Raw genomic sequence first — 12271 nt, 5'->3', positions numbered from 1 at the left:
CCCCCGTAATTTTATACATATACATTTAATTAATTATTAATATATGCCTATTAAAAGTTATATAGTACTTCCGTATGATGGGGAAAAAGAAGCCTTAATAAAAGACTTACAATTAATTTCTGGTTGCGAAATAGCAGAAGCTTCAAATGAAGAGATTTTGCTCTTAGTAACAGATACAGAAAATGAGTCTGAAGAAGATCTGCTCAAAGTTAAATTAGAATCCATCCGAAGCTTAAAATTTTTAGCAATGGTATCTGGATATAATACTCCATAAATTATATTGTTTATGAAAACAACAACAAATCGTAGAGAGTTTTTAAAGAAAATGGCGATGGTATCCGCAATGGCAACTGCGGCAACCATGTTTCCAGGAATTATTTTTGCAGAAGATCAAGTAGCAGGCTTAGAGGGAATAGGAGATGTAGAGTGGAAAAAAGCACCTTGTAGATTCTGCGGAGTGGGATGTGGTGTTCTTATTGGTACAGAAAACGGAAAAGCAGTAGCTGTAAAAGGAGACCCTGCATCTTCAGTGAATAAAGGACTTTGCTGTGTGAAAGGGTATCATTCTATCATGGCACTTTATGGTAAAGACCGATTGAAAAAGCCACTTATAAATAAGAACGGTACTTTTGTAGAGGCTAGCATGGAGGAAGCGTTAGATTTAATTGCTTCTAAAATGAAATCGACTATTGAAGAATACGGTAAAGATTCTGTTTCTATATATGGTTCTGGGCAATGGACAATTCCTGATGGATATGCAGCTTCAAAATTGTTTAAAGGTTGTATCGGAACCAATAACGTGGAGGCAAATGCAAGACTTTGTATGTCTAGTGCGGTAACTGGGTTTATGACTTCCTTTGGAATTGATGAACCGATGGGGTGTTATGATGATATAGATCATGCGAATGTTTTTTTCCTTTGGGGAAATAATATGGCAGAAATGCATCCAGTTTTGTTTTCGAGAATCTTAGATCAAAGATTAAAGAGAGGAGTTAAGATTGTAGATTTTGCAACAAGAACTACCAGAACAAGTATGGCGGCAGATAAGTCGATACTCTTTAATCCGCAGACAGATTTGGCGGTAGCAAATGCTATTTGCTATGAATTGATAAATAAAGGAAGGGTAAATCATTCTTTCGTTGATAAGCATTGTGTTTTTAAGAAAGGAAAAGTTGATATGGGTTATGGGTTAGAGGATAACTATTCCTTTAAGGATGAACCAGAACTCATCGATTTAGAATCATATAAAGAGTTTCTTGAAGACTATACACCAGAGAAAGTTTCTAAATATTCTGGGGTTTCCGTAAAAGACATAAAGTATATGGCTTCTTATTATGCTGACCCAAATACAAAGGTGATGTCGCTTTGGTGTATGGGACCTAATCAGCATACAAGAGGAACCTGGATGAATAACCTTATATATAACATCCATTTACTAACGGGAAAAATATCTACTCCTGGTAACAGTCCTTTTTCACTTACAGGACAACCGAGTGCCTGTGGTACAGTAAGAGAGGTGGGAACATTAACACATAAACTTCCTCATGGAGTGGTAACGAATAAAGAACATCGTGAGTTTGCTGCTGAAATATGGGGAGTTCCTGTTGAAAATATTTCACCGAAACCAACATATCATACCGTAGAGATGTTCCGAGCTTTAGATCGTGGAGATGTGAGGTTTATGTGGATTCAAGTAACCAATCCGATGGTAACGATGCCTAAATTGAAGCGCTATCGTGATGCTACAAAAAAGGAGGGAAGATTTATTGTTGTTTCAGATGTTTATCCTACACCAACCACAGAAATAGCAGATGTTATTTTGCCTTCAGCAATGTGGATTGAGCGTGAAGGAATGTACGGAAACTCGGAAAGGCGTACCCAACATTTTGATCAAATGGTAGCTCCTCCGGGAGAGGCGATGAGTGATACATGGCAGCTTGTGGAGATAGCTCGTAGAATGGGGTTCGAAAAGCAATTTAATTATAATAAAGAAACTCATATAGAGGAGATTTATAATGAATATAGAAAGCACCATGCTGGAAAGAAACATAATATGGCTCCTTATGAAGTTTTAAGAGAAAATCCAGGAATGCAATGGCCTTATGTAGATGGAGAGTCTACAAAATGGCGATTTAATGAGAAGTATGATCCTGCTTGTAAGGAGGGTAGTGGGTTTGATTTCTACGGGAATCCAGATGGAAAAGCTATCATATGGCAGCGTCCATATGAGCCTGCTCCTGAGGTTCCAGATGAAGAATACCCATATTGGCTTTGTACAGGAAGGGTGGTAGAACATTGGCATACTGGCTCTATGACTCGAAGAATTCCTGTATTACACCAAGCAATGCCGCATTCTTATGTAGAATTGAATCCAGCAGATGCGAAGCGTTTGGATATTGTAACTGGAGATTTGGTAAAGTTGACAACTAGAAGAGGGGAGATTACTATTCCTGCAGCTATTAATCTAAGAGGAGTGCCAGCTCCAATGCAGGTATTTGTGCCTTTCTTTGATGAGAATATGTTAATTAACGATCTTACATTGGATGCCTTTTGTCCAATATCAAAACAGCCAGATTATAAGAAATGTGCAGTAAAAGTTGAAAAAGCATAAATTATGAAGAGACTTGGAATCATCATATTTTTTTCACTTTTATTCATAGCATTTATAGTGATATGGAATAAGAGTTATTGGTCAGGACTCGAAGAATCGTATGTTCCTGTGGTGAATAAATCACATCATTCATATCTCCCTATAGATAGAGGTGTATTTAGTGGCTCAGAAAAAGGATTAAAGTATGCGATTATGCCTTACGATTCTGCTCATATGCGTTCTTTAGATACTTACTATGATAATAGAGCATATGATGGAGCGCCACCTTCTATTCCTCACCCTGTTGCTGAGGAGAGAAGTGCAGGAGGAGTAACTTGTTTGCAGTGTCATAAATCTGGAGGTTTTGTAACAAAGTATGATGCATACGCGCCTATAACACCACATCCAGAAATGGTAAACTGTAGACAGTGTCATGTTGTTAAAAATACAGAATCACTTTTTGTGGCTACCGAGTTTACGGAGAAAGAACATGCTTCTGTAGGAGATAATAATGCTCTTTTAGGAAGTCCACCAGTTATTCCGCATCATATACAAATGCGAGAAAATTGTTTAGCATGTCATGCTGGGCCTGCAGCTCCGAAAGAAATAAGAGTAACACATCCTGAGCGTGTAAATTGTATGCAATGCCACGTACTAAAATTACAAGAAGGAACGGATATGGAAATGTTTAATGCTAAAATTAATCTACCATGAGACATTTTTATAGAATAGTAGGAGTGGCGGTTTTATTACTGATGGTTTTATCTGGATGTAATAAACATAAAGAATCCGAATACCATTCCGTTATAGAAAAAATAGAAGGGGAGAGTAAGAATTATCATGGAACTACAATTTCTTCAGAGAAGTATATTGAAGAAATGGATTTGATAGAAATTACAGAGGGAGAGCATACTTTTTTAATTCCAGAACGAAAGCAGAAACTAACAATGTATGCATGTACAGAATGTCACTCTAAGCCATTGGAAGAATTAAAAAGTAAAGGGGGAGAACTCCCAAAATCACATTGGGATATAGATATTGTTCATGGGAATGCTAATACTATGAATTGCCTGACTTGCCATAATAGTAAGAATATGGATAACCTGCAGAGTCTTACAGGGCAAGATATAGACTTTAATAAAAGTTACCAGGTATGTTCACAATGCCACACCACTCAGTTTAAAGATTGGAAAGGCGGAGCGCATGGAAAAAATATCAGTGGATGGGCGCCTCCAAGAGCAATAAACAGTTGTGTTAATTGCCATAATCCACATCAGCCAAAATTTAACCAACGGTTACCTGCAATTTTTAACACAAAGAAAGAATTGCAACGTAAATAAAATATACGCATAAAACCTATAATACACCAGCAAATATGAGTACAGAAAAAAAATGGTTTTCATTAGACTTAGGAAAGAAGGAAGAAGCATCCTCCAGTTGTGGTTGTGGAAAATCTGGAGGTTGTGGGTCTCATAAGGAGGATGATACATCGAAACCAGATGGTTTTGATCAAGTTTTTGATGTTCCTATGAGTCGACGTAGTGCTTTTAAAAAGCTTACTGCTAGTTTAATGATTGGTGCTGGAGCGGTACAAACTGCTTGTAGTGTTACCTCTGGTGATGAAGCAAAAGAGAAATCTCAGATAGAATGGGAAGAGCAGTTTAAGGGGAATTATAAATTAATGACTGAAGATGAGAAACAAGCTACCGTAAATAGATTGGTTAGATCTTATGAATTGAGAAAAGGCGACAAAATAAGCATGTCTTCTAAAGATGCAGAACCAGATGTATTATTTGGTTATGCGTTTAATATCTCTAAGTGTCAAGGTTATATGGACTGTGTAAGTGCTTGTGTAAAGGAAAATAACCAAGATCGAAAATCAGAAATGCAATATATCCGTATTCATGAGATGAAAGACGGTAAAGGTTTTAAGTTTGATGAGGCGGATGATAATTATTATCATGAAGTCCCAGCTGCTGGGCATTTTTACATGGGTACGCAATGCTTCCATTGCGATAATCCGCCGTGTGTTGAAGTTTGTCCAGTACAGGCTACATGGCGAGAAAAAGATGGTTTAGTAGTTGTTGATTACGATTGGTGTGTTGGTTGTCGCTATTGCATGGCTGCCTGCCCTTATGATGGAAGAAGGTTTAATTGGAGTACTCCAGAAGTTCCCGCTGATGAGGTGAATGAAAATCAACATTATTTGGGGAATCGCTTGCGTAAAAAAGGAGTGATGGAAAAATGTACTTTTTGTGTGCAGAGATCTCGTGCTGGGAAAAATCCAGCTTGTGTGGATGCTTGTCCAACAGGAGCTCGTGTATTTGGGAATCTATTGGATCCTAATAGTACGATCCGATGGGTTATTGAGAATAAAAAAGTATTCCGATTAAAAGAAGATTTAGGTACAGAGCCTAAGTTTTGGTATTATATGGACTAAAAATAGAAGAATTCTAATGGGAACTTTTAGAGTGTTTAAGAGCTTGGTAAAGGATAGCTTGGATGTAATAACCCAGGGGTCTTTAAAATATCATATTTGGATGGGAGTGCTAACATTTGTAATGTTAGTAGGGATGTATTGTTATTCTATTCAAATAGAAGAGGGGTTGAGTGTAACTGGTATGCATGATCGTGTAAGTTGGGGACTGTATATTTCTAACTTCACTTTTTTGGTTGGGGTTGCAGCAGCAGCTGTTATGTTGGTGATGCCAACTTATATTTTAAAAGATGTAGATTTCAAGCAAGCAGTATTAATAGGAGAGGGCTTAGCTGTTGCGGCACTTATTATGTGTTTGGCTTTTGTTGTAGCAGATATGGGAGGTCCATCGGTGCTTTGGCATATGATCCCTGGAATAGGGGTGTTTAACTTCCCTAATTCTATGCTTACTTGGGATGTTATCGTATTAAATGGATATCTTTTTATAAATATTACAGTGCCCTTTTATATTCTTTTTAGACATTATCAGGGGAAAGAAGCGAAATCTAAAGTGTATGTGCCTGGAGCTATGCTTTCTGTTTTTTGGGCAGTAGGAATTCACTTAGTGACTGCCTTTTTGTATCAAGGGTTACAAGCAAGACCTTTTTGGAATAATGCATTATTAGGTCCTCGCTTTTTAGCATCAGCATTTGCTGCTGGACCTGCACTTATCATTTTAATATTAGCAGCTATAAGATCGTCTACCGATTTTAAAATAGCAGATAAAACGATTCATAAAATTAGTGTGATTGTAGTTGTTGCTGCCCAGATAAACTTAATAATGTTAGGGTCGGAGCTTTTTAAAGAGTTTTATGCTCCTACACATCATAGTGAGAGTGCTTATTATTTGTTTTTTGGACTTCATGGTAAAAATGCTTTGGTGCCATGGATTTGGACTTCTATTTGTTTGAATTTATTAGCAACAGCAATGCTTACTATTCATAAGTTGAGGAATAATTTTAAGGTGTTGTACTTTTCTTGTTTCATTCTTTTTATAGCTATTTGGATTGATAAAGGTTTTGGTTTAATCATTCCAGGCTTCATTCCGGGGCCTTACGGTAAAATAGCGGAATACACTCCAACAGCCATAGAAATAGGCGTTACATTAGGAATATGGTCTTTAGGAGCTTTTATATTTACTATTTTGGCTAAAACATCTATTGCTATTGAAACTGGGAGACTAAGATATAAGACTAAAGAACTTGTAAAGAAGGGGCATTATGACCAGAATCTAGTTGATGCTGATAAATAAGTAGCTGTTAGACTAAGTAAGTTTATATTTTATCTACGGAAGAAAATAAAGAGAAGTTACTGTTGAAAATCATTCATTAGGTAATGAATTTATATGAAAAAAGCTCAGAAGTTAATTCTGAGCTTTTTTTGTACCGGGAATGGGAGTCGAACCCACACGCCCTAATGGACACATGGCCCTCAACCATGCCTGTCTACCAATTCCAGCATCCCGGTGTTTACTATTTAAATAAAATGAAAAAAGTTAAGCAAACTGCTTAACTTTTTCATTTAGTGACCCGACTGGGGCTCGAACCCAGGACCCCAACATTAAAAGTGTTGTGCTCTACCAACTGAGCTATCGAGTCTAAAAAAATAACAGTCAAAATTTGACTGTGCAAAAATATAAAATAAGTTAACTTTCCAAAAGGAAATTAACTTAAAAAAGTAACAGTTTGTTTTCTTTTATAAAGATATACATAATTTGTTACTTAGTGACCCGACTGGGGCTCGAACCCAGGACCCCAACATTAAAAGTGTTGTGCTCTACCAACTGAGCTATCGAGTCATTACGTAATGTTAAAAGTACGTTGCTAACTTTTCCTGTTAGCGGGTGCAAATATAAGATGATTTATTTATTATTCAAGCCATTTTTACTATAAATTTGTCTTTTTTTTGAGTTGAATATGTAAATCAGTGAAAATTAATAAATTGTAAAATAAATGATTCAGGTTTTAATAGGATATATGGGTAGTGGGAAATCTACAATTGGTAAAATATTAGCAAAAAAGAACGATTTAGCGTTTATAGATTTTGATGAATATATCGAAAAAAAGGAAGGTTTATCTATTCCTGAAATCTTTTCGCAGAAGGGTGAGATATATTTTAGAAAGAAAGAAACATTGTATCTATCAGAATTATTGAATGCAAAACCTGATGCTGTAGTTTCTTTGGGAGGAGGAACACCGTGTTTTGGGAACAATATGGATGTTGTCTTAAACGCTACGGAAAATGTATTTTATTTAAAGCTCTCTGTAGATGTTTTAGAAAAGCGTTTAAAACATGAAAAGGCGCAAAGACCGCTTATAAAAGATATAGCAGATGCTGAATTATCTGAGTTTATTAGAAAACATCTTTTTGAGAGGAATTTCTATTATTTAAGAGCACATCATATTATTTCCGTAAATGATGAAACTCCAGAGGAGATAGTGCATAAGATTGAAGAAAAACTAGCCTAAATAAACGGCATCATTTCCCTTTTCGAAAACAACATCTACATGTTCTTGTAGTGAGGTGGAAAGGGAAATTCCTTTAAAATCAGCTTTTACAGGGTATCTTTTATGATTTCTATCAACAAGAACTACGGTTTTAAGTTTTTTTAAGGGAACATTCAAAAAATGTTTTACTCCATAAATAAGTGTTCCACCAGAATTTAAAACATCATCCACAAGAATAACAGCTTTGTTTTGATATTCTTCTTCAGTAAGAGATGTTTTAATTGGACTAAGGAGGTTTTCTTTGTCAATATTAACTTCGCAGAAAGTAGTTTTGATATCTGATATTTCTGTAATGGCAGTATTTATTTTTTTTGCAAACTCAAGCCCGCTTGAAGCAATTCCAGCTATGATAATCTCTTCTTCATCAACATAAGTCTCATAAATTTGATAAGCTATACGCTTAATTTTATGTTCGATTTCGTTGTGGTTTAGAATCTTATTCTGTTGAGTTGTCATTACAAATATTTTTTATCAAAGATAATAAAGTTTGGTAGTAAATAAGTGATCAAAATTCAGTTTCCAATTTGTAGTGTTCAGTAAAAAAGTTATCGGTAGACCAACTCTTTAATTTTGTGTTTGTTTCACTATAAATCAACGTTTATACTCAATTTCTGTTATTCAATAGGAAAGCTAGTTTCTGCTCCATCTTCTTTGTAGTCATCTATATCTCTACGATCTTTTTTTGTAGGTCTTCCAGTTCCTTTTTTGCGATAGTAATCCTTAGAATATTTTAAAAGGTCAGCATGTTCAAAGGCTTCTTTTGGAGTAATGTCTTTTCTGTATATATCTACTATTTTGGCACCCACGCGACTATCTGGAAGATCTAAAACTTTGATTTGATAGTTAATTTGATTTTTGCGAAGTTCTATTTTATCAGTAGGAAAAACATCGCGAGATGGCTTTACTTTCTGATCATTTATTTTTACATGTCCCTTCTTACAGGCTTCGGTAGCAATACTTCTAGTTTTAAAATACCGAATACACCATAAATACTTATCAATACGCATATCACTAATTTAAAAAATTTCGTTAATGGTTGAAGCAAAAATACTAGAAAATAGTATCTTGCGCACCTGAATTTATGGAATATATTAATATACATAATAAAATCAAATTTGATGAAGATTAAAATTTTAATGCCTGTTTTGTTATTTACGTGTTTGTTTTTTGCATGTAATAATGATGACGATGATAGTGGGACAACAATAGAAGTAAGAGATGTAGCTGAGGTTGAGGCTGAAGATGATGCAGAATTACAATTGTATTTACAAACTCACTTTTATAATTACGAAGAATTTGAAAGCCCATCTGCAGATTTTGATTATAAAATAGTTTTTGATACGATTGCTGGAGATAATATTGATAAAACTCCTCTAATAGATCAAGTGGAGGAGGAGATTATAGAATTTCAAGATGTAAATCATACATTATATTATTTAATAGCAAGAGAAGGTGTTGGGGAGAGTCCTTTATTGGGGCATCAAGTAGTAACAAGATATGAGGGAAGCTTAATGACAGGAGAGGTTTTTGATGCTTCTAATGTAGAAACTGTGTTTAGTACTTTAGGGGTTATTACTGGTTTTGGAGCTGTTTATCCAAAATTAAAAACTGGAACTACATATACAGATAATCCAGATGGAACGATTGATTGGGTTCAAGACTACGGAATAGGAGCAGTATTTATGCCTTCCGGTTTGGGTTACTTTAGTACTGCTCAATCTGGAATCCCAGCATACAGTCCGTTAATTTTTAAAATGGATTTATTACAATTTAATGAATTAGATGAAGATGTTGTGTTAATTTCATCTACCCAGTCTAGCTCTTCTCCAGATGGAATTCCAAGTCATTTAGAAGATGTAGACGGTGATGGAGATCCTAGAAACGATGATACAGACGAAGATGGAATTGCAAATTACCAAGATGCAGACGATGATGGAGATGGAGTTTTAACTAAATATGAATATGATTACGATGAAGATGGCGTTGTAGATGATTCTGACGGAGATGGAATTCCAGATTATTTAGATCCAGATCCACGTGTTGGAGGATAATAAGTTTAGAAATAATAGAACAAAAAAAATCCAGCGATATCGCTGGATTTTTTTTGTCTAAAGAATTTATGTGAATTATAATTTCACTGATAAACTCAATATAAGTTGAGATGGTCTAGTGTCGATTCTTCCAGTGCCTTCTAAGCCAGTAAACTCAGCTTCGTTGTCACTAAAACCTCTTTCGTAGCGAAGGTCAACTCCTAGTTTTTCTCCTAGATTTACACCAACACCCATATTAAGTCCTACTGTAAAATCATTTTCTACGTCTTCTAATTCAACATCATCAAGGTCTGTATCTAATATGTATTGTAATGAAGGACCAGCAAAAATATGAACAGGTCCAATTAGATTCCATCCAACCAATAGAGGCGCATCTAATTTACTCATATCAAATTTACCATCGTATGCATTATTTTCATACTTAGATTTTGTTTTTGTATAAACTAATTCTGGTCTAAAATATAGTGTGCCAAACTCAAGCTTTCCAAATCCTCCGATATGGAAACCTACATTAGTATCCGATCCTATGTCTTGAACTCCGTATGCATCAGAGATATCTCCGTTAGAATTAAAGTTAAGTCCTCCTTTTAGTCCGAATCCAGATCCAGATTGTGCAAAACTTGTAAAACCTGCCAATAGACAGATAATTAAAAGTGTCTTTTTCATTTTTGTTATTTTTAAGTGGTTTCTAAGATTGTAAACTGAAATACTTTCTGTTTATTTTCTTTTTAACACTTTTGTAACAGCTTTAACAATAGCTTCACTATTTAGGCCGTACTTATCCATTAATTGAGCTGGAGTTCCACTTTCTCCAAAAGTATCTAGAGTAGCAACAAACTCCTGCGGTGTAGGGTTGTTTAACGCTAATGTTCTAGCTACACTCTCTCCAAGTCCTCCTAAGAAGTTATGCTCTTCAGCAGTAACAACACAACCAGTTTTTGCAACAGAAGCAATAATAGCCTCTTCATCTAAAGGTTTTATAGTGTGGATGTCTAAGATATCAGCAGAAATTCCTTGCTTAGCAAGTTCTTCACCAGCTAAGATAGCTTCCCATACAAGATGACCTGTAGCAATAATGGTAACATCAGAACCGTCATTAATCTTTACAGCCTTTCCGATTTCAAATTTTTGATCAGCAGGAGTAAAATTTGGAACAGCAGGACGTCCAAAACGTAAATAAACAGGCCCTTCATGTTCTGCAATAGCAATTGTAGCTGCCTTTGTTTGGTTAAAATCACAAGGATTGATAACAGTCATTCCAGGAAGCATTTTCATTAATCCGATATCCTCTAAAATTTGATGTGTAGCTCCATCTTCACCAAGCGTTAATCCAGCGTGAGAAGCACAAATTTTTACGTTTTTATCAGAATAAGCTATAGATTGTCTTATTTGGTCGTATACCCTTCCCGTAGAAAAGTTAGCGAAAGTGCCTGTAAAAGGAATTTTCCCACCAATAGTTAATCCTGCGGCAATTCCCATCATGTTTGCTTCAGCAATTCCGATTTGGAAAAATCTCTCAGGATTCTCTTTAATGAAATCTGCCATTTTTAAAGATCCCACTAAATCAGCACAAAGAGCAACTACATTAGGATTTGTACGTCCTAATTCTGTTAGTCCAGCTCCAAATCCACTTCGTGTATCTATTTTTTCTGTATATGTGTATTTTTTCATCTCTTTAATTTCTTTGTTTACAATTAGTTTTTACTGCAATGGATTAATAATCTCCTAATGTCTCAGGATTTTGAGCCAATGCTTTTTCTAATTGCTCATCGTTTGGTGCTTTACCGTGCCATGCATTAGATCCCATCATGAAATCTACTCCATTACCCATAATAGTGTGTAATAAAATACAAACAGGTTTTCCTTTTCCAGTACGAGTTTTTGCTTCCTTAAGAGCTGCAATAATTGCTTCAAGGTCATTACCTTTTTCTACAACCATAACATCCCAACCAAAAGCTTCAAATTTAGCTTTGATATTTCCCATAGGAAGTACTTCATCTGTAGAACCATCGATTTGCTCACCATTAAGGTCGATCGTAGCAATATAATTATCTACTTTTTTACCAGCAGCATACATAATTGCTTCCCAATTTTGTCCTTCTTGAAGCTCTCCATCTCCATGTAAACTATAAATTAAATGATTGTCATTATTTAATTTTTTAGATAAAGCAGCTCCAATTGCTACAGACATTCCTTGTCCTAAAGAACCAGATGCGATTCTAATTCCAGGTAATCCTTCATGTGTAGTTGGATGTCCTTGTAAACGAGAATCTAAAAGTCTGAATGTATTTAATTCTTCCACAGGGAAGTAACCTCTTCTTGCTAATACGCTATAGAAAACTGGAGAAATATGACCATTGGATAGGAAAAATAAATCTTCTCCAACACCGTCCATTTTAAAGTCGGTGTCAATCTCCATTACTTCGTTATACAATGCTACAAGAAACTCTGTACATCCTAAAGAACCTCCAGGGTGTCCTGAGCTTACTTTATGCACCATCCTTACAATATCCCTTCTTACTTGGGTTGTTAATTCGTTTAATTTTTTTGTATCTGGCATCTGTAATTGTTAATTAATTATCATAAACAAAAATAAACCTTTAATAGACTATAGCAAAGTAATTAAGCACACATATTCTATATATTT

At 35.3% G+C, this 12271-nt stretch carries 13 protein-coding genes and 3 tRNA genes; 8 read left to right on the top strand and 8 right to left on the bottom strand.

The genetic code is table 11. From position 1 onward, the window contains the following. Positions 1 to 43 precede the first annotated feature (43 nt). From JM658_RS08850 to dsrP, 6 genes are read left to right on the top strand one after another with little or no spacing between them, the layout of a single operon-like run. On the top strand, positions 44 to 274 hold the full coding sequence (locus JM658_RS08850) for a hypothetical protein (RefSeq protein ID WP_236958896.1): 231 nt from the start codon (positions 44 to 46) through the stop codon (positions 272 to 274). A gap of 12 nt (positions 275 to 286) precedes the next feature. After that, complete coding sequence (locus tag JM658_RS08845; RefSeq protein WP_236958895.1) at positions 287 to 2611, top strand: molybdopterin-dependent oxidoreductase; 2325 nt, start codon at positions 287 to 289, stop codon at positions 2609 to 2611. A gap of 3 nt (positions 2612 to 2614) precedes the next feature. Continuing rightward, positions 2615 to 3304, top strand: a complete 690-nt coding sequence (locus JM658_RS08840; protein ID WP_236958894.1) for a nitrate reductase cytochrome c-type subunit — start codon at positions 2615 to 2617, stop codon at positions 3302 to 3304. Beyond that, complete coding sequence (locus JM658_RS08835) at positions 3301 to 3930, top strand: cytochrome c3 family protein (RefSeq protein WP_236958893.1); 630 nt, start codon at positions 3301 to 3303, stop codon at positions 3928 to 3930. The genes JM658_RS08840 and JM658_RS08835 overlap by 4 nt, the downstream gene beginning before the upstream one ends. Positions 3931 to 3965: 35 nt before the next feature. Then, entirely contained in the window at positions 3966 to 5030 is a 1065-nt protein-coding gene (locus tag JM658_RS08830) for a 4Fe-4S dicluster domain-containing protein (RefSeq protein ID WP_236958892.1), read from the top strand. A gap of 16 nt (positions 5031 to 5046) precedes the next feature. Further along, complete coding sequence (gene dsrP, locus JM658_RS08825) at positions 5047 to 6318, top strand: sulfate reduction electron transfer complex DsrMKJOP subunit DsrP (protein WP_236958891.1); 1272 nt, start codon at positions 5047 to 5049, stop codon at positions 6316 to 6318. A gap of 131 nt (positions 6319 to 6449) precedes the next feature. Here dsrP and JM658_RS08820 read toward each other — a convergent pair. The 3 genes from JM658_RS08820 to JM658_RS08810 form a co-directional block, all read right to left on the bottom strand. Beyond that, positions 6450 to 6533 (bottom strand) — tRNA-Leu (locus tag JM658_RS08820). Positions 6534 to 6591: 58 nt separating this feature from the next. After that, positions 6592 to 6664, bottom strand: a tRNA-Lys gene (locus tag JM658_RS08815). A 127-nt stretch (positions 6665 to 6791) separates the two neighbouring features. After that, positions 6792 to 6864 (bottom strand) — tRNA-Lys (locus JM658_RS08810). A gap of 154 nt (positions 6865 to 7018) precedes the next feature. On the opposite strand from JM658_RS08810, the gene JM658_RS08805 reads away from it, so the two are divergent. Next, positions 7019 to 7534, top strand: a complete 516-nt coding sequence (locus JM658_RS08805; protein WP_236958890.1) for a shikimate kinase — start codon at positions 7019 to 7021, stop codon at positions 7532 to 7534. Here the strand turns inward: JM658_RS08805 and JM658_RS08800 are convergent. Then, positions 7526 to 8029 (bottom strand): phosphoribosyltransferase domain-containing protein, encoded by a 504-nt coding sequence (locus tag JM658_RS08800; protein ID WP_236958889.1) that lies wholly within the window; start codon positions 8027 to 8029, stop codon positions 7526 to 7528. The genes JM658_RS08805 and JM658_RS08800 overlap by 9 nt on opposite strands. 158 nt (positions 8030 to 8187) lie before the next feature. Next, a complete protein-coding gene (locus JM658_RS08795) occupies positions 8188 to 8580 on the bottom strand; it encodes an RNA-binding S4 domain-containing protein (RefSeq protein ID WP_236958888.1) in 393 nt (130 codons plus the stop codon). 111 nt (positions 8581 to 8691) lie between these two features. Between JM658_RS08795 and JM658_RS08790 the strand changes: the two genes are divergently transcribed. Further along, entirely contained in the window at positions 8692 to 9624 is a 933-nt protein-coding gene (locus JM658_RS08790; RefSeq protein WP_236958887.1) for an FKBP-type peptidyl-prolyl cis-trans isomerase, read from the top strand. Between the two features lie 75 nt (positions 9625 to 9699). On the opposite strand, the gene JM658_RS08785 is transcribed toward JM658_RS08790, so the two are convergent. Genes JM658_RS08785 through JM658_RS08775 form a run of 3 tightly spaced genes read right to left on the bottom strand, consistent with a single transcriptional unit; the run spans position 9700 to position 12184 of the window. Then, positions 9700 to 10290 (bottom strand): porin family protein, encoded by a 591-nt coding sequence (locus tag JM658_RS08785; protein WP_236958886.1) that lies wholly within the window; start codon positions 10288 to 10290, stop codon positions 9700 to 9702. A gap of 51 nt (positions 10291 to 10341) precedes the next feature. Next, the gene (locus JM658_RS08780; RefSeq protein WP_236958885.1) at positions 10342 to 11295 is read right to left on the bottom strand and encodes a transketolase family protein; all 954 of its coding nucleotides are present in this window, start codon (positions 11293 to 11295) and stop codon (positions 10342 to 10344) included. 43 nt (positions 11296 to 11338) lie between these two features. Further along, on the bottom strand, positions 11339 to 12184 hold the full coding sequence (locus JM658_RS08775) for a transketolase (protein WP_236958884.1): 846 nt from the start codon (positions 12182 to 12184) through the stop codon (positions 11339 to 11341). Positions 12185 to 12271: the final 87 nt, after the last annotated feature.

This window comes from Joostella atrarenae (assembly GCF_021764745.1).
Taxonomy (GTDB): Bacteria; Bacteroidota; Bacteroidia; order Flavobacteriales; family Flavobacteriaceae; genus Galbibacter; species Galbibacter atrarenae.
This window is presented reverse-complemented; position numbering and strand designations above follow the sequence as displayed.